We start from the raw sequence: 21863 nt of genomic DNA on the forward strand, positions 1-21863 counted from the left end.
CCAAGAAATCCCAAAATTTGGGGATGACAGATAGCTGAAACTGTTCCCTGTTCCCTGTCTTCACGGAAAGACTTTCTCAGCAACCCCTAATTGGTAATTGGTAATTGGTAATTGGTAATTGATGATGATAAAATTTTCATGATTACCCTTGGGGACTGTATCAAATTAGTCCCTTTTTTGTTTACTCGTTTCCTGGTGTAGTTGCCAAAATTTTTGATGATTTAACCGCAAAGTACGCAAAGTACACAAAGTAAGAAATAATTTAAGTTATTTTAAATTATTTGATGCAACCTCACACATCAATAGTATCAGAAACTAAACATCAAGAAAAATATCAACATCAACTTGAGCTTGTTTGAGGATATTTCTGAGAGTTCCTTCCTTAATCTCTCGATGATGAGGAATGGTTGTTTTTTGATTGGTTGCTGGGTTAAACCAGATTTCGTGATCTCCTTTTGCTGAACGATAAAATTGAAAACCCAATTTTCCTAATTTCTGAGTAACTTCTCGATAAGAAAAACCTGCTAATCTCCCCATCTATTATACCTCAATAATTAGGGGATATTCAAATTGAGATGGCAAATCTTGAAGTTGAAAAATTTGATTATTTTCTTTTTCCAACTCTAATAATACTTTGGCTACATCTTCAGCAATTTCTATTGCTTCTTTTGCTGTTTTTCCTTCTGCAACTAAGCCCTGTAAATCATCACTGGTGGCGACAAAATATTCCTGACCACCTTCAATAAATTTTTCTAATTTTAGTCTAATTATTGTTTGCATTTACTTCACCATTAATTTTGAGCTTGAATTTGCCTAACTACTGTTAAAGCAGAATAACTCACCCCTGCTGTACCTTCCCCTGGATGGGTTGAGTCACCCACTAACCACAAATTATTAATAGGTGTCCGGTTAGCAAAACCAAAGGGTCCAAATGTCGGTATTCTTTGTCCAATTCCCCCGACAATTCCCTTTTCTCTCCCTGTATAATGGGCAAAGGTTTTAGGTGTGGCAGCTTCTACATAAATGATGGTTTCTGGTTTTAAATAGAAATATTGGGAAAGTTTAGAAATTGCATCTTGGGTGAATTTCTCTTTTAATTCTTGATAGTTTTCTGTATTGTACCATTGGGTAAAATCAACAAATGAAGAAGCAATAATTGTCGCTTTTCCTGTTGGTGCGCGGCCATCTCCTTCATGACTAACAGAGACAAACAAGGAGTTATTTTCCCCAATTGGTCCATTAATATCATACATGAATTGTAAATGGGGCGGACAATCATAAGGAATTGCACTTTTATCAACACCGATATAAACCACAAATGCACCAGAAGCTGGGGGTAATTTTTCTACTCTGTGTTTATATCCTGATGGTGCTTTTTCTCCTAATAATCTTACTAAGTCTTGTACAGTGACGTTAGCAATTACATGATCTGCTTTTTCTGTCCAAACTTCTCCGGTTTTTTGATTTCTAATTACTACACCGTTAGCTTGACCATTTTCTACATTAATTTTTTCTACGGTGTGACGCATTAATAATTTACCACCGTCTCTTTCTAAGGATTCTACAAGGCGATCGCTCAATACTTGCATACTTCCTTGTAAATGATATAATCCTTGGGGAGATTGGGATACACTCAATGCTGTCGCTGCATAAAGTAAAGCGGTTTCTTCTGCACTTACTTGGGAATATAATTTTAGTTGTAAATCTAAAAATGTCCGCAGTCTTTGATCATTTCCTAAACCATATAATCTTAAAGCATCCCCAACAGTCATAAAAGTGAAAGGTGCAGTAATTAATGTATTGAGACGTAATGCTTTTGTTAACTGTAAAAGATCCCATAAATTACGCGGTGGTAACACCGGATCTCGTCCTTGAAATTCCCAACTAGCATTAAATAAAGTCGCTAATAATTGCCAAAAAGGTTCACTTCCAGGAAACTGTTTTTGTCTTTCTGCTTGCCATTTTTCAGGATCTCGCCAAACATTAATAGGTGTATTTTCTCCTGGTAAAAATACCGCACAAGCAGGATCGCAAGGCGTAGCTGCTGGTAATTCTATCTTCAATTCTGAGAAAATACGATGATGTATTCCCCCAGGTTCTAACCCTGCAACTTGAGTTGCACCCACATCAAAGGTAAAACCCTGACGTTTAAAGGTGGAAGCACAACCACCGGGAACTAAAGCTTGATCGAGGGTTAAAACGCTATAACCTCTGTGCGCTAATAATGCTGCGGTGGTTAGTCCACCGATACCCGCACCGACGACGATCACACGGGATTGGTTTTTGTTGAGGGATAAGCTAGGCATGAATACCCGTTTTACAATTCTTAATATTACTACTCATAATTTTACATAATTTTCAATTAAATCAGGTGATGCGGGATTTATTTCTGTCACCTATCACCTATTACCTATCACCTATGACTTTGTGATACAGTATTTCTGCTGCGATAATAATAGACAAAATTAAACATGAGTAAAAATTTTGAAATTCAAGAATTGGCGATCGCCATCAACGCTAAAAATCTCAATCCCAACGTCATCAACGCTGACTTTTTGAAATATACTGGCATTGTTCCCGCAGAATGGGAATTAGCCAGACAACCAGTTTATGCTAATAATTTAGTGCAGATATTCTTCAATACAGGAGTAGGAATAGTTGCCCAGCCTAATAGTATAACCGTAGTAGAGGCTACAGGTACAAAACCAGCAGCAGAAATTCAAGTTGCTAAAATTACTCATCAGTTATTAGAAAAACTCTCGCAAGTTGAGTATGAACGAGTAGGAATTAACCCCAGAGGCTTTGTGATTTTTAACTCCGATGCAGAAGCCTATCAATACATTCATGGTAAACTTTTAGCACCTGGTTCATGGCAAGAATTTGAAAGTGCAAAAGTGAATGCGTCCTTGCAGTTAAGTTATCCTTTAAAAAGAGGAATACTGAATTTAAGTATTAACCAAGCAAATGTGCAGTTTCCTGATAAAGTAGCAGCAGCAATTTTATTTTCTGGTAACTTCAACTATTCTTTAGTAGGAAATACTCCAGTTGAAAAATTACAAGATTTGCAGCAAATAATTCAAAATTGGCAAGTTTCAGTAGGTACTTTCCAAAAATTGTTAGTAGAGAATTTTTTAACTTCTTCTGAAGCTCCAAAAAACATTTCTGTTTTTCCAACAACGGTGAACAGCTGATAATATATTAGATTAGTCTAGTTACTGTGGGGTGGAACTAAAAATCCACCCTTGTATACTTCATTACTATGTAAGGATAATATGTTAAAAACAAAAGTCTTTTTGGAGAATTTTGGAGTCATTAAACAAGGTAATTTAGAGTTAAATAATTTAACATTACTTTGTGGTGCCAACAATACAGCTAAAACCTATGTAATGTACTCCTTATACTCACTTTTTGATTATGATTTTGATGTAAGGTTTAATTTTGTTGAAAATATTCTGAATAAATTAATGGAGGATAAAGTTTGTCAGTATGATTTTGGACAGTTGATAATTGAGAATTTAGATAATATTTCCCAAGAAATATCACAGGGTCTTTATAAATTTCTACCCACTTTATTTGCAACTGAACCAGATGAATTTAAGCAAACTCAGATTAAAATAGATCCTGATACTGATTTAATATTAACCAATATCACTAATCATAAATGGCAACGTCGTTTAAGTTTAGGAAATAAAGAATCAGATTGGTTTTTAGACATTCAAAAACCAGAAAATGGTACTAACGTAACTTTTACAATGCAGGATAAAGGCATTCCTCGTCAATTATTAATAGAGTTAATTTCTAATACTATTAATCGGTTAATTTTTAACAAAAACAGTAACCAAAATAATCAGACTTGCTTTTTAATTCCGGCTGAACGTGCAGGACTAGCTTTATTTTTTAAAGAGTTGTCAAGTATTCGTAACCGTCTGCTGCATCATGCACAGAAGGATAATATTGATCCGATGGAAGTATTAAAAGATATTATTCAATCTCGATATGCAAAACCCATTTCTGATCATATTGAATTTTTGAATGATTTAAACAACACTAAAAAGCGAAAAAGTGATTTTCAAACACAAACCCAGTATATTCAGACAAAAATTATCAATGGTAAATATGAAATAGATCGTTATGGAGATATTTTCTTTAAACCTCATAGAAGTAAAAATAAAAAAATGCCTTTACATTTTACTTCTTCAACAGTAAAAACTCTATTTAGCTTCGTTTTTTATCTGGAACATATTGCTCAACCAGGAGATTATTTAATGATTGATGAACCAGAATTAAGTTTACATCCAGATAATCAAAGAAATTTAGCAAGAGTGTTAGCAAAATTAGTGAATAGTGGTATTAAAGTAGTAGTAAGTACCCATAGTCCCTATTTTGTCCGTGAATTAAATAACTTGATTATGTTAAATAAATCTTTTGCTCAAGCTGATGAATTAAGAAGGCGTTATGGTTATGAACCAGATGAAAGTTTTAATCCTGAAAAAGTATCTGCTTATTTATTTAGTGATAACACTATTAATCAGATGGAAATTGATCCCGATGAAGGTATTATTGCAGAAACATTTGATGCAGTAATTAACAATCTTAATCAGTCTTCCAATGATATTTACTATGCTTCTCAAGAAGAGGAAGATTGGGATGCAGAGTAAAAGATTAATTGATTTAGTGAAACAGGTTATTACAGAAGACTTACATTTAAAAATCAATGAAGATAATTGTATTGTCATTGAAGAGAAACACAAAGACGCAAAATGTCGTCAAATCGTAATAAAATGGAAAACATCAATACCTTATTTTGGATTTTCCCTGGATTTACCTAAGCAAGAAGGGAAGCATGATCCTGTATATCCTTTTTTTAATCCCCAATATCCAGATATTTGCAACAAAAATGATGCTATTTTATTTTTACAAAAATCGAAGATAACTTATGTTTTTTTGATAGAAATGAAATCAGGAAATCCTAAAGGCTATTTGCAACAATTAAAATCCGCAAAAATTTTTGTTGAATTTGTTTTACAACGTATGCAAATTTTTCATAAAGAAATTAATACCCAAGTAGAATTTAGAGGAATATTATTTTCATGTCGTCGCACACCCGATGAAGGAACAACTAAAAAGCAAAAAATTACATTTGAAGATAGAAATGGTTTATTAATTTCAGAAAATACTGGTAACAATACTTATTACGTACAACAATTTTTAGCTAACTTAGATAATATTGTTTAAGTTTTAGCTAGTAAATAAGAAAAATTACACAAATTCAAAATTAGGATAATTATGTTTCCTTCTTTGAAACTAACTAAAAACATCCCCCACAACTCCCCCAACCCAGACCACTGCTAACACCATCAAAGGCATTGTAAGATATAAGCAGTAACATAGCCCTCACCACCAATGACATCAACTCTGTTAAAATCTCCACGCCTTCACGCGCCCAAGGTGCATCCTCTACCCAACGGTTTAACCATTATTGCCGAGCAAATGCCCGTAGAAGCAGTGAACCTAAATGTATGGGTAAAAATTGGCTCTGCTGTGGAGTCAGATGCTATCAATGGTATGGCTCACTTTTTAGAGCATATTGTATTTAAAGGTACAGAAAAATTAGGCAGTGGTGAGTTTGAGCGTCGCATTGAAGAAAGAGGTGCAGTAACAAATGCAGCCACCAGCCAAGATTATACACATTTTTATATCACTACTGCCCCTAAAGATTTTGCAGAATTAGCACCACTGCAAATAGATGTAGTGTCTAATCCTAGCATTCCTCAAGAAGCTTTTGAAAGAGAAAGATTAGTAGTTTTAGAAGAAATTAGACGTTCAGAAGATAATCCCAGAAGGCGCATTTATCGGCACACAATGGAAACCGCTTTTGATGTTTTACCCTATCGTCGTCCGGTACTCGGTCCAGAAGCGGTAATATCCCAAGTTACACCTCAACAAATGCGAGAATTTCATCAAACTTGGTATCAACCATCTTCTATAACTGCGGTTGCTGTGGGTAATTTACCAGTGGAAGAATTAATAGAAATTGTGGCTGAGGGATTTGAAAAGAACAGTCAAAAATCACAAAGCTTAACATCAAAAAATCAACATTTAACAGGTGTTACAGAACCAGCATTTACAGAAATTGTGCGTCGGGAATTTATTGATGAAAGTCTGCAACAAGCCCGGTTAATAATATTATGGCGAGTACCTGGATTAATTGATTTAAATGACACTTATGCTTTAGATGTGATAGCGGGAATTTTAGGACATGGAAGGACATCTAGATTAGTCCATGCTCTGCGGGAAGAAAGAGGTTTAGTTTCTGCAATTTCTGTGAGTAATAGTAATTATAAACTCCAAGGAGTATTTACAATTTCTGCTAAATGTGACGTAGAAAATTTACCAGCAGTAGAAACAGCAATCATTGAACATTTGGAAAAACTACACACAGAATTAGTCAAAGAATCAGAAATTGCCCGTGTACAAATAAGAGTGGCAAATAGGTTTATTTTTGGCAATGAAACACCAAGCGATCGCTCTGGCTTATATGGTTATTATCAATCTTTAATTGGTGACTTAGAACCCGCATTTAACTATCCCCAATACATCCAAAACCAAGACGAAAATCATTTAATGCAAGCTGTCCAAAAATATCTTTCACCCTCAGCTTATGCTGTAGTTGTCATCAAACCAGCTTAGTCATTAGTCATTAGTTATTGGTCATTGGTATCTGGTAAGATCCTACTGTACAACTTTTGCTTCTGACTAATAACTAATAACCTATAACCAAGAACTAATAAAAAACTATGATTTGGCAAGAACTAGATCACCACATAAGTCAAGTAACAGGACAAAAATTTCAAACCTCTCAATATTCATCTGTAAGCGGTGGTTGTATTAATCAAGGTTATGCCATTAGTGATGGAACAATTACATACTTTGTGAAACTCAACAAAGCTACTCAAGGAGAAATGTTTGCAGCAGAAATGCTGGGTTTACAACAAATGTATGAAACCAAAACTATCCGTGTTCCTAAACCTTTATGTTGGGGAACTACAAGCAATTCTAGTTATATAGTTTTAGAATGGCTAGAAATGAACGGTGGTAATAACAAATCTTGGCAACAAATGGGACGAAACCTAGCAGAAATGCACAAAACCATTAGTAAAAAAGGTTTCGGTTGGGATCTGAATAATACAATTGGTTCTACACCCCAAATTAATACTTGGAAATCTGACTGGAGAGAATTTTATACAGAACATCGTTTAGGTTATCAATTTCAACTAGCAAAGCGACGGGGAGGGCGTTTTCCTTTACAAGATAAATTAATAGATGCTATCCCAAAATTATTAGCAAATCATCATGTTGAACCAGCTTTAGTACATGGTGATTTATGGGGAGGAAATGCTGGATTTACTATTGATGGTGAACCTGTGATTTTTGATCCAGCAACTTATTTTGGCGATCGCGAAGTTGATATTGCCATGACAGAATTATTTGGTGGTTTTCCACCAGCTTTTTATCAAGGTTATCAAGAAATATTACCTTTAGATCAGGGTTATGAAAAACGGAAAACTCTTTATAATTTATATCACATTTTAAATCATTTCAATTTATTTGGTAGTGGTTATGCTTCCCAAGCAAACAGTATGATTGAGCGAATTTTGCAGAATATGTAAAATTTAGATTTTCATCAAAAATAAGATCCCCGACTTCTTTTTTATTTGACAAATCAAATCAATAAATAATAAAATAAATTGAATTGAGAAGTCGGGGATATGGGTAATTAATTTCTGAATTAACAACATGAAATACTATCAACTACAAACAAATGTTTTACCTAATAATTACCTCAATGATTTGTGGGGTGAAATCCAATCTATTCCTTACTTTGCTGTCAACAATCTTAATCGTGATTTTATCAACACTAAAGGATTCTCTGTGGTTTTTCAACGTCAAGGATTAACCACAGTGGAAAACAAATTTCCCTTTTTTAAACCTTATTTAGATTTAGCATTGCAACCTAATTGTAATGCTTTTTATCTCAATCCTTTACTCTTAAAAGAAGGTTCTCGTGTTGATCCACACATAGATCGTTCTTTACGTTCTTATTGTAAAACAATTGAACCACCCAACCTAGTTAGTGTTCTTTATGTGCGAGTACCGGAAAACATGGAAGGGGGAGAATTAGTATTAAAATCAAATAAACGTCAAATTGGACAAATCAAACCCCAAGCTAACACATTGGTTTACTTTCAAGGAGATTTAACCCATTCTGTTAATGCTGTCAAAACTCCTGGAAATCGCCTAAGTTTAGTTTGTGAACAGTATAATTTAACTGAGGATGAATTAGAGGAAATTCCAGTATTTACCTTAGAATCAAGAGCTAGTCAATCTGCAAATAAAAAACGAAAATATGGATATTAGAGATTGGGTAATTCCTAAACTCATTGAAATTCTGACTCCTGACTCCTGACTCCTGACTCCTGACTTCAGGAAACATCCTATAGTTACATCGTCAAAGTATCTGATATACATTGGGAAGGATCTCGCGTGTAACGTTTCATGACAACAAAACTGTTAAACAACCGCTATCAAGTTATCCAGGTACTCGGTGCTGGTGGGTTTGGGGAAACTTCCCTTGCAGAAGATACCCATTTACCTTCTCGTCGTCGCTTTGTCATCAAAGAACTAAAACCGATTACCCATGATCCAGAAACATCTCAATTAATTCAACAAAGATTTGAGAGAGAAGCCGCGATATTAGAAAATCTAGGGGAAACCAGTGATCAAATTCCCAAACTTTACGCTTATTTTCCCGAAAATGGCAAATTTTACCTAGTGCAAGAATGGATTGAAGGACAAACCCTCAGCAATATTATCCAATCAAAAGGCAAATTAAACGAAACAATTGTTAGAGAAATTCTTGTCAGTTTGCTGTCGGTTTTAGATTATGTCCACAGCAAAGGTATTATTCATCGAGATATCAAACCAGATAATATCATCCTTCGTCATCACGATAATAAACCAGTGTTAATTGATTTCGGTGCAGTGAAAGAAACTATCCGTACCGTGATCAATCCTTCAGGTAATCCTGTACAATCTATAGTTATCGGTACTCCTGGTTATATGCCTAGTGAGCAAGCCATTGGTCGTCCAGTTTATGCTACTGATATTTATAGTTTAGGCTTAACTGCCATTTATCTACTCACAGGTAAACATCCCCAAGAATTAGAAACTCACCCGCAAACCGGACAAATATTATGGCAACAATATGCTGCGGGAATATCCCCAGCGATGGTACAGATACTTACACAAGCTATTGAACCACGTCCTGGCGATCGCTACACCACAGCCAGTAAAATGCTCTATGCTTTAAAATCTGGTCAAAATAATTATGATAATTACAAACCTTCCCATTCTCCCACCACCAGCGCCACAAAAATCCTTAACCAGCCAACTCAACCGATATATTCACCCGCAAAAACTCCAGTTATCAAACAAGTCAACAATCATAATAACTGGCAGAAACCCGCTATCATTTTTGGTGGTGTAGCAATTGGTATTGTAATTGGTTTAGTAACAGCTTCTAACCGTCAACCACAACCTGCAAATTCACTAGCCACAAACTCCTCTGTCACAACAGAAGCACAAACTCCCTCTGTTTTACCTACAAATTCCCCGGTTTTGGAAGTTTCACCCACACCAGTAATTACATCAACTCCCCCTATTCAACCTGAAATCATTTCTAATCCCATACCAGAAAGCAATTCTTCTCCAGAAATAACACCACCACCAGCGGATAAGCCTGTAATTGAAAATACTTCCACTCCTCCAGTCACATCCACACCCCAAGCGGAAATACAACAACAGCAACCACAGCCAGAAGCAGTTCCCTCAGCAGAGGTATTATCTGATTCTCGTAAACAGCCAGAACAACCGCCTACTCAACCAGAAGTATTGCCCAAATCAGATGTATTTTCAGATACCCAGAAAAAGCCAGAAAAGAATAAACCTAAGTCAACAGGCCAATTAAATGCCACCAATATCAAGACAAGTGTACCAACATTTACTACAGGTACATCCAGAAGCACGGTAGAATCAGCATTAGGCAAACCCAGAAGAGATTTAAGGGGATTATGGCCTAATACCCGTGCAGTTATCTATGAAGTAGTACCCGATAAAATAGACCTGGGTTATTTATTTGACCGTGACACTGGTAGACTCAGACAAACAGAAGTCGGTTTTGCGGGAACTGTAGATCATCAATTAATGCAAACAACTTTAAATGGTTTATTAGCAGGAAAAGCTACCGCAGAAATTCAACAAGGACTGCAACAAATTCAACAGCGTCAAACAGACAATTTTACCTTCAAAAAAGGTGGAGTTAAAGGGCAAATAATTCGCCAAAACTGCGATTCAATTTATATTAGTGTTTGGGAAGCAGATTTACATGATTTTGTTGATCCTACAACAGCTAAACAATGTTAAACCAATTTAACAATTACCTCTAAAACAACACCTTAACAATTCTTATTGTGATTTTCCCCTAAAAATCCCAAAAAAGTTTCAACAACGTTTTTTAGCCCTAAATTATTGAGAATACTTGCGAATGACTCAACGTATTTTCAAGGGTCTTGACTTCTGACAGGGTTGTGTTATGATAGGTTTTAGAATAATCCATAGGATAATTATACCTAAAACTCAAAAGCACAAATAATGAGATATTAAAATATTGTAACTATACGCAAGCAAGAGCCTTAATAACAGCCTAATAATTTTGACCCAATTATTAGGGCAAGCTAAAAGAATAGCTCACCCTAAATAATTCACAATTACGAATTACTTGATGGTTACAGTACCACCAGCTTCAGCAATGCGTTTCTTGATGTCTTCGGCAGCTTCCTTGTTAACACCTTCTTTGACGGGTTTAGGAGTAGCTTCTACTAAGTCTTTAGCTTCTTTTAGACCCAAACCAGTGATTTCACGGACAATCTTGAGAACTGCAATTTTCTTGTCAGCGGGTACAGATTCGAGAATAGCATCAAATTCGGTCTTCTCTTCAACAGCTTCAGCAGGAGCAGCAGCACCAGGAGCAGCCATCATCATCATCCCACCAGCAGGAGCAGCAGCACTTACACCAAAAGCTTCTTCAATTTGCTTAACTAATTCAGAAGCTTCTAATAAGGTTAAAGATTTTAACTGTTCTAAAATTTGATCGGTTGCAGCAGACATTGATATAACTCCTAAAGAATTTTGATTTGTTTGTTGTCAGTTGTCATTAGTCATTAGTCATTAGTCATTAATCATTAGTTTTTAATAACTTCATCAAACTAATGAAAAAGTTTTATTCAGCCGCAGTTTCAGCACTACCGTCTTTGTCTTTATCAGCGACAGCCTGAATAGCACGAGCCAAAGAACCGGGAACTTCGTTGATACCCACGGCCACCTTGGTAGCCAAAGCGTTGATAGCTCCAGCAATTTGCGCCATAAGTTGTTCCTTAGATGGCAAGTCTCCTAAGGCCTTGACATCCGCTTCTTTCAACAAGCGCCCTTCCATGACACCGCCACGAAGTTCTGTCTTCTTGGTGGCTTTTTGGAATTCCTGATAGGCTTTAATTGCTGATAAATCATCTTTAACTAACACAAAGGCTGAAGAACCTTTGAGCAGTTCTGACATTGGTTTCCATTGCTCATCTTCTTGAATGGCAATGCCCATGAAGGTGTTTTTAGTCACCTTACAAACAGCGCCACTAGGACGTAAACGCCGTCTCAAGTCAGTGATTTCAGCAACTGTTAGACCTTGGTAGTCAATTACCAGTGCTAAAGTTGACTCACTTAGCGTCCCTTTGAGGTCAGCTACTATTTCTTTTTTGTTTTCTAACGTTCTACCCATGCTCATTTCACCTCCCAGGGCAAAATCTTAATTAGTGATCAGTGGGAAAAGGCAGGAGTCAGGATTCACCAGTCCCCAGTCCCCAGTCCCCAGTCACTTGTTTACTGACGCGCCAAAAACAACAAACCCCAGCTATTTTTGCCGGGGTGTCACAGTAGTAGTTTTAATGCTGTAGTTCTCAAATTTTCTTGAGCAAACTCAGTCACTTAAAATTACAACCTCGGCAGGATATTTAAGCTATTAGCACCTGCTGTCTCCGGCTTTATTAAATTTTGGATTTTGAATTTTGGATTTTGGATTTGAAATTAAAGGTTGATAATCAGGCAAAAAATTCAATTGTCTATCTACCAACTCTCAATCTAAAATCTAAAATCTAAAATTATGCAGCGTCAGTTACTTTTAAATCTCTTAGGGCGTTAATGTCAATTCTGATTGACGGACCCATTGTAGCAGAGACGTAGAATGTACGCCAATAACGGCCTTTTGCTCCTGAAGGACGGTTACGGTCAATTGTCTCTTGCAATGCTTTGAGGTTGACTAACAAATCTTCAGGGGTAAATGATGCTTTACCAAACATAACATGAACAATGCCTGTCCGATCAGCACGAAATTCTAATTTACCAGCTTTAAATTCGGCGATTGCACTGGCAACGTCAAATGTTACTGTACCACCTTTGGGTGATGGCATCAAGCCACGCGGACCAAGCAATTTACCCAGTTTTGCTACCTGTGGCATCACATCAGGAGTAGCAATTAGCTTGTCGAAGTCCATCATGCCTTTCTGAATCTCGTCAATCAGTTCTTCAGAACCAGCGATATCCGCACCAGCATTAGTGGCTTCTGTTACTTTTTCGCCTCTAGCGATTACTGCTACACGCACTACCTGACCCGTACCTTTGGGCAGTGCTACCGTTGTCCGCAGTTGTTGGTCTGTATACTTGGGGTCAATTCCTAGCCGGATATGTGCTTCTGCGGCTTCGGGAAATTTTGCTGTTGCTGTTTCTTTTAACAGAGCTAACGCATCTAAGGGAGCATAATCCCTATCTTCTACTTTTTCTAGCAACGCCTGTAAACGGCGTGATATTTTCTTGCCCATTTTTTGCTCCTGGGGTGTTCTCGAAGTTTCTCACCTCTCCCCCGATACGATTTTAGATTTTAGATTTTGGATTTCGTGATTGGTTCTTGGTTAGTTGCTAGTTGACAGTTTTTATCTTTGCTTATTTGCTGTCACCTGTCACCTGTCACCTATCACCTGTCACCTATTAATCTGTGATGGTAACACCCATGTTTTTGGCTGTTCCAGCCACAATATTCATTGCTGCGTCAATGTCGTTAGCATTGAGGTCAGGCAGTTTGGTTTGGGCAATTTCCCGCAGTTGAGCTTTGGTAATGCTGCCAACTTTTTTCTGGTTGGGTTGTTCAGAACCGCGTTCAATTTTCGCTGCCTTGCGAATTAAAACTGATGCTGGGGGTGTTTTGAGTACGAATGTAAAACTCCGGTCTTCAAACACGGAAATTTCTACAGGAATCACCATTCCAGCTTGGTCTGCTGTTTTGGCGTTGTACTCTTTGCAGAACATCATGATGTTAACACCATGTTGACCCAGTGCGGGACCAACTGGTGGTGCTGGGTTGGCTTTTCCAGCGTTTAAGGCCAATTTAATGACCGCTACTACTTTCTTCGCCATTTGGATTTAGCTCTGTTTTTGTACCTGATTAAATTCCAATTCTACTGGTGTATCTCGTCCGAAAATCGAGAGTAGAGCTTTTAGTTTACTCCGTTCTGGCGAAACTTCGATCACCTCGCCTTCAAAATCCTTGAACGGACCAGAAAGCACCATTATCTTATCACCTGTAGCCATATCAATTTTGACTACTGGTTCTTGTTCTGTCGTTTGTTTGAATATACGTTCTACTTCTGAATGACTTAAAGGTACTGGCTTGACGTGACCACGGCCACGGCCGCTGCCTCGTTTTTGCTCTGCACCGACAAAGTTAATTACATGGGTTGTGTTTCTTACCACTTGCCATGTATCGTCACTCATTACCATCCGAACTAAAACATAACCCGGAAAAACCTTCTCTTCTGATGGCTGACGCTTCCCGTCTTTGCGGATCTTTACCGTTGGTGTATGGGGTATTTCCACTTGGATAATTTTATCAGCTACATCAAAAGTTTGGATACGTTGCTCTAAATTTGTTTTCACGCGCTTCTCACAGCCAGAGGCTACTTGCACTGCATACCAGCGGGCTTCTTTTTGCGCTGTTTCTAGTGCTTCCTCTGTCTGCAAATCCCGTGGTTCGTCTGTTGCAGAAGTCATCAGAATACCTGTTTTGCTGCCCAAGCAAACAATCCATCGACCAAATATATCAAAGACGCGGAAAGTGTCACCATTAATAACACAGCTGCTGATTCACTCACCAACTGCTTCCGACTTGGCCAAACTACTTTGTCCAGTTCTTCTTTTGTTCCTTGGAAGAAGTTGTTTAAGCTAAAACCATTGGCTGCTTCTGGCATTTCTGCTTCGTTTTTTTTGGCCACGGTCGTTATACCCCCCGTTTCTTACATCGTTTCACCTTGTTATTTTGCACCAAGGCTGACAATTATTCACAGCTTCGACCCAATTTACAGTAAACAAATTCAGCTATCAGTAAAAAATAATTAGACCCGAAATAATCAACGCTGGCTGCTATTTGAGCAGATGCGTTTTTGTTTCGGGCTATATTTTTTGCTTTTGAGCGCGCCCTGGAGGACTTGAACCCCCGACATCAGGTTTTGGAGACCTGCGTTCTACCAACTGAACTAAGAGCGCACAAGCTATCTTTGTTTCAGGGATTGCGCTGAACTTTTCTTAGTTTAACACAATTCCTTTTTTAGTGTAACTTAATTTTTTCAGAAAGTCAAGTCAGCGGCAGATGCCGCTTTTGGCTTGAGGTTCCTGGTTTTTTCCCAGGACTAACTGCATCACAGGGCGCGGTCAAACCGTTGTTTAATCCGGGTAGCTTTACCAGATAATTGACGCAAATAGTATAGTTTAGCGCGTCTGACTTTACCACGACGCACTACTTTGATGTTATCAATGCGGGGTGAGTGCAGCAAAAATACTCGCTCAACGCCTACACCTTGAAATACACGACGCACGGTAATTGTTTCGTTAATTCCGCCATTACGTTTACCTATTACCACTCCTTCATAGGGTTGGACGCGGTATTTATCGCCTTCTTTAATTTTCACTCCTACCCGCACTGTATCACCTACATAAATTTCGGGCAGATCGGATTTTAGGTGTTCCGCTTCAATAGAGCGGATTACTTCTTGCACGTTCATAGTTTAGTTATTTTCTGAAAAAAACCCACGATCATCAATCATAAATCTATAACTGCCTGAGAGTCCAGATATTTGATTTAAGTTCTTGGTTAGAAGTTAGGATCTAGGAGTTGGGCGTTCTGGGAGTTGTTAAGCTTTCTTGAAATTTTTTTTCCAGATCCGCAACTTGATAAATACAGGTTTTGCCCAACTGCCACCAATTAAATCATGTAATAGAGTGTAAAAACAGGGAATAATCAACAATGTGAGTAGTGTTGCTAAAGACAAGCCAGAAAAGACTACTACCCCTAAAGGTTGTAGAAATTCTGAACCTTCCCCAACTCCCAAAGCTAGGGGAAACATCCCTAAAACTGTGGTGATTGTTGTCATTAAAATCGGACGTAAACGTTGAGGTGCAGCTTTTAAAATTGCTGTGCGACGATCAACTTGTTCACGTTCCCGAATTTGATTAGCTAATTCTACCATGATAATGGCGTTATTAACCACAATACCTACTAATAAAACTGCACCCACAATTACTGTTGCACCAATGGCAGTTTCTGTGATGTAAAGTCCAAAAATCCCCCCAGCTAAAGCGAGAGGAATAGTAAACAGAATTACTAAAGGATCAACAAGAGAATTATATTGTACAGCCATGACTACAAAAACTAAAAATATTGCTAACCCTCCTAAAAGTTGCAACGAGTTTTGTAATTGTTGATTTGATTCTGCTGCTGCACTGGGTAAGCGACTTACACCTTCAGGGAAATTGGCATTTTTAATTACTTCATCTACTTGCTCTAATGCTTGACTCAGACTTGCTCCTTCTGCTAAATTACCTGCAATTAAAAAGACTTGACGCTGGTTAATTCTTTGAATTTCTCCTGGTGCTTTTCCTTCAACAATTGTCGCTACATCACTTAATCTAATTTGTTGATTACCTTCTACAAATAAGGGTAATCTTTCTAACTGAGAAGTTGTTTTGACTGCATCTTCATTTAACTCAACTCGCACATCTACCAAGCGGTTATTCCGCTGTAGTTGTGTGGGTACACTACCTGTAATTGCGGTTTTAATTGTTTCGCCAATATCTTGAGTATTTAAACCGACATTTGCTACTCGTTCCCAGTCAAGTACAATCTGAATTTCAGGTTGACGTGGATCTGCATCTGGACGAAATCTCACTGAGGTGATTTTTTCTTCTAAAGTTGCTAATAGTTCTCGTCCTGCTTTTTCTAAAGTATTGGTATCATTTCCCTGCAAAATTATATCAACATCAGCACCACGAATAGGAGAGTTATTAAGAAATAAACCCCGTACTTGTCCAGGTGCTAAACGCAGTCGAATATCTACTAAATTCAGTTTGCTAAATTCTTTAGTGACACGCTCAATATAAGTCTCTATATCTGAGTTTGGTTTGAGGGTAATGGTACTAGAACTTCGCAAAGGATTAGGATTACTATTACCACCAAACAGAAAACCACCAACTGTAGAAAAGACATATTCTGTTTCTGGTTGCTGAAGCAGAATGTCATCTACAACTTGCATAACTTTTTGGTTAGTTTCTAATGGTGTACCGGGGGGAAATTGAGCAAATAAACTCACTTGTCCGGTGTTTATTTGAGGAAGAATTTCTTGGGGAAGTTGGGGAGATATCCATAAACTACCAGCACCAAAGAAAATGATAGCGATCGCAATTGTTAATAACCGCAAACGCAATATTCCAGATAAGAAACTGCTGTATAATCTTGTTGCTCCCTCAAAACGGCGATTAAATTCTTGGAAAAACCAAAAATTACTTAAAGAACTAGAAAAGGGTAAAGCTAATAATCGTGATGTCAACATGGGAACAACAGTAACAGCAATTAAAATTGAAGCTGCTACCGCAAAACTGATCGTGAGAATTAATTCATTAAATAATAATGATATAAAACCACCAATTAATAAAAATGGTAATACTGCAACTAAGTTTGTACTGGTGGAAGCTAGTAAAGCTGATTCAACTTCTCTACTGCTTGTTTCTGCTTGTTGAATAATTGCTGATCTTGATAATTTTGATGTGTGATTTTGGAGTTTAGTTTGATTAATTCCTTCGGCAATATTTTCTAACATAACGATGGAATTATCAACCACAATTCCCACGCCTAATGCTAAACCACCTAAGCTAAAAATATTCAGGGATAAGCCGAACATTCCCATCATAATGATAGCTGCTAATGTGGCTAAAGGTATAGACAAGACAATAATGAATGTTTGACGTAAAGAACCAAGAAAAAGTAATACAGCTATAGCAGCTAAACCTGAACCAATTAAACCAGAAGAAGTCACATTAGCTAAGGAATTACGAATAAATATTGACTCATCTAAAGTTGCTGTGAGAGTTGCTTCCGCAGAAATAATACCCGCTTCTTTCAGTTCTTGTAATCTTTTTTTAACTCCATCAACAACGTTGACACTATTAGCATCTGCTTGTTTTTGAATGCTGACTTTTACTGCTTCTTGACCATTGAGTAAAACGTACAATCTTTGTTTTTCTGATCCGTCAATAACTTGGGCAAAGTCACGCAAATAAACACGATTTTTGATATTTGAATTAGGTGCAGATACTTCAAAGGAAATATTATTAATTTCTCCTGCATTTTTAAAGCGTCCCACTGTCCGGGTTAACGGTTCAGAATTGGGTCCTAAAATTCTTCCCCCAGATATATCTTGATTACGATTTTGCAGTTCGTTTAACACATCAGTCAAACCGATACCAATAGCTTGGAGACGATCTAAATCTATATTTACTCTAACTTCTTCTTGCACTCCTCCTGATACATCTACAACTGCAACTCCTGGTACTACACCTAATTCACGGGCTAATTCTTCTTCGGCAAAAACGCGCAAATCAACATTTTTCAGTGTAGGTGAAGTGAGCGCAAATTCATAAACAGGTAGTTGGGAAGGATCGAATTTAAAGATTCGTGGTTCTTCTATGGTGTCTGGTAATCTATTTCTCGCTCGGTTAAAAGTAGCGGTAGCATCATTTAGTGCTTGATCAATATTTCCGCCTGGTTGAAAATATAAATTTAAACTGACTTGACCTTCACGAGTCTGGGAAAAAACTTGAATTACTCCTTCTGTGGCTGAAAAAGCTTCTTCTAGTGGTTTTGTAATTTCATCAACTGCTACTTCTGGCGAAATTCCCGGTGCTTCTATTCTTACCCCAATGCGTGGATAGGTAATAGATGGCAGTAAATCTACAGGTAAACGAATAATGAAAAATACACCAATGACAATTACTGCTAAGGTCAGCATTAAAGTACCGATGTGCTGACGGATAGAAAGGGCGCTGATACTAAAGCCGTTGTTGTTTGTGATTTGCATTTTTATAGCAGGTGACAGTTTACAGGTGACAGGTGACAGAGTTGAAACTGCTAACAAAAACTTACAAGTTATTTCTTTGAGGTTTGTTTAAATCTTTTTCTGACAAAATTGATAATTTGACAACTTCACCATCTTTTAATGGCTTACTACTGCGAACAACATAACTTTCTCCTGGTTGTAACCCTGAAAGAATTTCGACGTTACCATCAACTTTTTTACCCAATGTTACCGATTTTTCTTTTACCTTGGTTTTACCGTCAGTTTCTTGCACCACAAAAATTGTGCCGTTGTTATTTTCTGCTGATGTTTCTTTGTCTTTGCTATTAATTGCTGTTTGTGATACTACTACTCGCTGTGGTGTCTGGGTTGTAAAATTCACTCTTGTTAGTAGTCCGCTACCTATTTTCCCGCCACTGTTGGGAATGACTACTTCTATGGGTACTAAACGGGCTGTAGGATCAGCAGATGGAGAAATACGCGCTACTCTACCAATGATGTTTTGATCGGGGAAGGCATCTAAACGCACTTGTACAGATTGTCCTACTTGAATTTTTGCTAGTTCTAATTCAGAAACTTGAACTACTACTTTAATTCGACTCAAGTCAGCAATTTTTAAGACTTCGCTTCCTGGTTGTAGGAGATTACCGGGTTCTGTGACTTTTTCTGTAACTACGCCGGTGATAGGGGAGATTAAACGAGAGTAGGAACGGCGTTCTTTGGCGGCTTTGACTACTGCTTGTTGGGCAAATACTCTACCTTGGGCGGCTGCTACGGCTTGTTTTTCTGTACGGACTCTTTCAATAGTCGCTTGTAGGGCTTTTTGGGTTGTTTGGGCTTTGGTGCGAGCTTGTTGGGCTGCTTGTTCGGAAATTGCTCCTTCTTTGAATAATTGTTGCTGTCTTTGGGAGTCTGATTGGGCTTGGATGAGTTCTAACTTTGCTTTTTCTACTTCCGCTTGAGCGTTACTTACTTGGGTCATTTCCCTAGCTACTTCTGATTGGCTGGTTGCTAGTTCTGCTTCTGCTTGCTGTAATGCTGTGAGCAATAGAACATCATCTAACTGGCCGATGATTTGCCCTTGTTTGACTGTATCACCAACATCCATATTTAAGGATATTAGTCTTCCTTCTACTTGCGATCGCACTGATACTGTCCTATACGGGGTGGTGTTCCCAATATAGTCCGCTGGGGGACGTAATTCGTTTGTGCGTGCGATCGCTACATCTACAGATGCTTCTCTATTTCTTCTTTCTCCACCACCAGTCCGCTTTGATTGGGCTTCGGCTGATTCTTTTGGTAATGAACCACAACTGGCTGTTAGTAATCCCAGTAACAGCATACAGAATATGAATAAATTATGCTTATTCATAAGCTTTTTCATCACTGGGCTGACAACTATAGGAGTTGATGTTTTCACCTGTTTTTGTGACTTATTTGCGTCCCAAACCATGAATTTTTCTCCAATTGGGCAGTATTTGCACTCTTACAGCCATTTATTAGCCAATACTTTGGAATAGGTATGAATAATAAAACATAGCAATCAAAATTCAGCTATTTATTTATGTATTCCAAATAACTTGTTTTTCCTCAATAAAACTGACAGAATTCTCACTATATCCTATGGATATTGATGTATAGAATTGCTGACAATCCTAGAAATTATAAAGTTAGTATAAAGATTTTGCCATCAATAAGTAATAGGAAATTAGTCATGATTTATCTCTGGGAGTTTTTCATTACCCAGCCATTTATGAAAAATGTGCCAAACGAACTGGTATTTTTCAGGTTTTTGTGTATATATTAAGAATATTAAACAAAGCTTGCTTTTATATCCCAGATGGAATATGTCAGGTGCAACCACCAAAGCAACACATTGACTTTTAGGTGAGGAAAGTAACAAGTGACATTACTACTGAAAATTGCCCAAACTGCTGATGAACAGCAAATTGCTGAGTTTTTCCAAGCTTCTGTAGGTGAATGGCGCTCTGAAAGACGCTATTACACTTTACCCCAAGGAGAAACTAAGGAAATGGTAAGTATTATTACCATTCATTTTTTGCAACAAGGGGATGATGAATTGCAAAAGCTGGCTCAGTTACATGATTTGCAGGATTTAGCAAGCTTAACTTGTGGTGCAAAAGTTACTTGGGAAAGTACAAACTTACACAACGCTAAAAAAGAAGCCAGTGGTGTTACCGTGTTTGGTGCTTGGGGAAATATTTTGTATCGCGATCGCGGTTTTGCCACTACTAAACCAGTCACAGCACAATATTATTTCCCCAGTCTGAAAACTCTGTGTTTGCGAACTGAGTACAATAATTCAGTATTTGAGGAAGAAATTAAACTCATCGGTGATAAATATCGCACCAGACAAAGTATTGTTTCCCGCGCTGGTGAGCAGTTGATGATTGGGCAATATTTGGAAAAGCGAGTTTAAACTAATTGATTTGTTGTAGGCTTGGTGATGTCGGGAGCATCCCAAATGTGTAAGTTTATTTTTATCTAACAACAGACAATTATCCCAGGGTCTGATATGATTGAACCGCAAAGGACGCTAAGGACACAAAGGTAAGAGATTATAAGAGAGTTTTCGCAGTGGCCACGTTTATTTTTTCTTTCATTGGGATGCTCCCGGTGATGTCAAGGATTGTAGTCAGGATTTGATTGATAACCATCAGTTATCAGCTTGAATTACTAGCCTCTACCCAAACTTAAACGGCTGACAAAGGTTTTTGATAAAATTTATGAAATTTTTGTAAAGTCTTACTCCAAAAACTTGATTTATGTGTAATGATAATGGAGAGAGTTAATTCGGCGATTAGTGTTTTGTTGTTAGTATTGACAGGCTTTTTACTTGTGGTATTTACAGACTGCTCTCCGAAATCTAAATCTCTACAAACTCGTGATTTTGGAGACATAATATGTCAGTTTACGTAGGCAATCTTTCTTATGAAGTTACACAGGATGCTTTGACATCTGTATTTGCAGAATATGGTACTGTAAAGCGTGTACAAATCCCCACTGACCGGGAAACAGGCCGTTTACGTGGCTTTGCTTTCGTAGAAATGGGTTCAGAAGCGGAAGAAACAGCAGCTATTGAAGCACTTGATGGTGCTGAGTGGATGGGTCGTGGCTTAAAAGTAAATAAAGCTAGACCTAAAGAAGACCGTGGTGGTGGTTACGGTGGTGGTGGTGGTCGTGGTGGTTACGGTGGTGGCGGCGGTGGTCGCAATCGCTACTAAGTCTACCCTAAATTCTTAATTCGTTTTAAATAAAAGTAACCCATTCCGACTCCGGGGT

General features: G+C 37.7%; 22 protein-coding genes, 1 tRNA gene and 1 other annotated feature. Of the genes, 9 read left to right on the forward strand and 14 right to left on the reverse strand.

Going from position 1 to position 21863, the window contains the following annotated elements:
- Positions 1 to 315: 315 nt before the first annotated feature.
- From IQ237_RS18120 to crtD, 3 genes are read right to left on the reverse strand one after another with little or no spacing between them, the layout of a single operon-like run.
- Entirely contained in the window at positions 316 to 537 is a 222-nt protein-coding gene (locus tag IQ237_RS18120) for a type II toxin-antitoxin system HicA family toxin (protein WP_194057622.1), read from the reverse strand.
- A gap of 3 nt (positions 538 to 540) precedes the next feature.
- On the reverse strand, positions 541 to 780 hold the full coding sequence (locus IQ237_RS18125) for a type II toxin-antitoxin system HicB family antitoxin (RefSeq protein ID WP_194057624.1): 240 nt from the start codon (positions 778 to 780) through the stop codon (positions 541 to 543).
- Between the two features lie 11 nt (positions 781 to 791).
- Positions 792 to 2306 (reverse strand): C-3',4' desaturase CrtD, encoded by a 1515-nt coding sequence (gene crtD, locus IQ237_RS18130; protein ID WP_194057626.1) that lies wholly within the window; start codon positions 2304 to 2306, stop codon positions 792 to 794.
- 165 nt (positions 2307 to 2471) lie between these two features.
- Here crtD and IQ237_RS18135 point away from each other — a divergent pair, with 165 nt between their 5' ends.
- The 7 genes from IQ237_RS18135 to IQ237_RS18165 all read left to right on the forward strand — a co-directional run bounded on the left by IQ237_RS18135 (position 2472) and on the right by IQ237_RS18165 (position 10482).
- The gene (locus IQ237_RS18135; protein WP_194057628.1) at positions 2472 to 3191 is read left to right on the forward strand and encodes a hypothetical protein; all 720 of its coding nucleotides are present in this window, start codon (positions 2472 to 2474) and stop codon (positions 3189 to 3191) included.
- Between the two features lie 81 nt (positions 3192 to 3272).
- Complete coding sequence (locus IQ237_RS18140; RefSeq protein WP_194057630.1) at positions 3273 to 4658, forward strand: AAA family ATPase; 1386 nt, start codon at positions 3273 to 3275, stop codon at positions 4656 to 4658.
- Positions 4648 to 5235 (forward strand): hypothetical protein, encoded by a 588-nt coding sequence (locus IQ237_RS18145; protein WP_194057631.1) that lies wholly within the window; start codon positions 4648 to 4650, stop codon positions 5233 to 5235. The genes IQ237_RS18140 and IQ237_RS18145 overlap by 11 nt, the downstream gene beginning before the upstream one ends.
- 168 nt (positions 5236 to 5403) lie before the next feature.
- Complete coding sequence (locus IQ237_RS18150) at positions 5404 to 6690, forward strand: pitrilysin family protein (RefSeq protein WP_194057633.1); 1287 nt, start codon at positions 5404 to 5406, stop codon at positions 6688 to 6690.
- Positions 6691 to 6800: 110 nt separating this feature from the next.
- Entirely contained in the window at positions 6801 to 7670 is an 870-nt protein-coding gene (locus IQ237_RS18155) for a fructosamine kinase family protein (RefSeq protein ID WP_194057680.1), read from the forward strand.
- A gap of 127 nt (positions 7671 to 7797) precedes the next feature.
- Entirely contained in the window at positions 7798 to 8418 is a 621-nt protein-coding gene (locus IQ237_RS18160) for a 2OG-Fe(II) oxygenase (protein WP_194057635.1), read from the forward strand.
- Between the two features lie 138 nt (positions 8419 to 8556).
- Positions 8557 to 10482, forward strand: coding sequence for a serine/threonine-protein kinase (locus tag IQ237_RS18165; RefSeq protein ID WP_194057637.1), 1926 nt, complete (start codon positions 8557 to 8559; stop codon positions 10480 to 10482).
- Positions 10483 to 10833: 351 nt separating this feature from the next.
- Here the strand turns inward: IQ237_RS18165 and rplL are convergent, their stop codons facing one another.
- From rplL to IQ237_RS18215, 10 genes are all read right to left on the reverse strand, one after another.
- Positions 10834 to 11226: a 50S ribosomal protein L7/L12 gene (gene rplL / locus IQ237_RS18170; RefSeq protein WP_194057639.1), complete on the reverse strand. Its 393-nt coding sequence runs from the start codon at positions 11224 to 11226 to the stop codon at positions 10834 to 10836.
- A 112-nt stretch (positions 11227 to 11338) separates the two neighbouring features.
- Positions 11339 to 11887 carry a 50S ribosomal protein L10 gene (gene rplJ, locus IQ237_RS18175; protein WP_194057641.1) on the reverse strand — a complete coding sequence of 183 codons (549 nt, stop codon included), beginning with the start codon at positions 11885 to 11887 and terminating at the stop codon, positions 11339 to 11341.
- 111 nt (positions 11888 to 11998) lie between these two features.
- Positions 11999 to 12165: a sequence feature (ribosomal protein L10 leader region), on the reverse strand.
- 101 nt (positions 12166 to 12266) lie between these two features.
- Complete coding sequence (gene rplA, locus IQ237_RS18180) at positions 12267 to 12983, reverse strand: 50S ribosomal protein L1 (RefSeq protein WP_194057643.1); 717 nt, start codon at positions 12981 to 12983, stop codon at positions 12267 to 12269.
- Positions 12984 to 13149: 166 nt separating this feature from the next.
- Positions 13150 to 13575: a 50S ribosomal protein L11 gene (gene rplK, locus IQ237_RS18185; RefSeq protein ID WP_194057645.1), complete on the reverse strand. Its 426-nt coding sequence runs from the start codon at positions 13573 to 13575 to the stop codon at positions 13150 to 13152.
- Positions 13576 to 13581: 6 nt separating this feature from the next.
- Positions 13582 to 14208 (reverse strand): transcription termination/antitermination protein NusG, encoded by a 627-nt coding sequence (gene nusG, locus IQ237_RS18190; RefSeq protein ID WP_194057647.1) that lies wholly within the window; start codon positions 14206 to 14208, stop codon positions 13582 to 13584.
- A complete protein-coding gene (gene secE, locus IQ237_RS18195) occupies positions 14208 to 14429 on the reverse strand; it encodes a preprotein translocase subunit SecE (RefSeq protein WP_194057649.1) in 222 nt (73 codons plus the stop codon). Before secE ends, nusG begins: the two co-directional genes overlap by 1 nt.
- A gap of 198 nt (positions 14430 to 14627) precedes the next feature.
- Positions 14628 to 14700, reverse strand: a tRNA-Trp gene (locus tag IQ237_RS18200).
- A gap of 152 nt (positions 14701 to 14852) precedes the next feature.
- Positions 14853 to 15215 (reverse strand): 50S ribosomal protein L19, encoded by a 363-nt coding sequence (gene rplS / locus IQ237_RS18205; protein WP_096566817.1) that lies wholly within the window; start codon positions 15213 to 15215, stop codon positions 14853 to 14855.
- Positions 15216 to 15344: 129 nt separating this feature from the next.
- Positions 15345 to 18563, reverse strand: a complete 3219-nt coding sequence (locus tag IQ237_RS18210; protein WP_194057651.1) for an efflux RND transporter permease subunit — start codon at positions 18561 to 18563, stop codon at positions 15345 to 15347.
- Between the two features lie 61 nt (positions 18564 to 18624).
- Positions 18625 to 20013 (reverse strand): efflux RND transporter periplasmic adaptor subunit, encoded by a 1389-nt coding sequence (locus IQ237_RS18215; RefSeq protein WP_194057653.1) that lies wholly within the window; start codon positions 20011 to 20013, stop codon positions 18625 to 18627.
- A gap of 450 nt (positions 20014 to 20463) precedes the next feature.
- Here IQ237_RS18215 and IQ237_RS18220 point away from each other — a divergent pair, with 450 nt between their 5' ends.
- Positions 20464 to 21000: a phycobiliprotein lyase gene (locus tag IQ237_RS18220; RefSeq protein WP_194057655.1), complete on the forward strand. Its 537-nt coding sequence runs from the start codon at positions 20464 to 20466 to the stop codon at positions 20998 to 21000.
- A gap of 274 nt (positions 21001 to 21274) precedes the next feature.
- Here the strand turns inward: IQ237_RS18220 and IQ237_RS18225 are convergent, their stop codons facing one another.
- Positions 21275 to 21481: a hypothetical protein gene (locus IQ237_RS18225; protein WP_194057657.1), complete on the reverse strand. Its 207-nt coding sequence runs from the start codon at positions 21479 to 21481 to the stop codon at positions 21275 to 21277.
- A 3-nt stretch (positions 21482 to 21484) separates the two neighbouring features.
- On the opposite strand from IQ237_RS18225, the gene IQ237_RS18230 reads away from it, so the two are divergent.
- A complete protein-coding gene (locus IQ237_RS18230; RefSeq protein WP_096566830.1) occupies positions 21485 to 21805 on the forward strand; it encodes an RNA-binding protein in 321 nt (106 codons plus the stop codon).
- Positions 21806 to 21863 lie beyond the last annotated feature (58 nt).

Source organism: Sphaerospermopsis sp. LEGE 08334, assembly GCF_015207205.1.
Classification (GTDB): domain Bacteria; phylum Cyanobacteriota; class Cyanobacteriia; order Cyanobacteriales; family Nostocaceae; genus Sphaerospermopsis.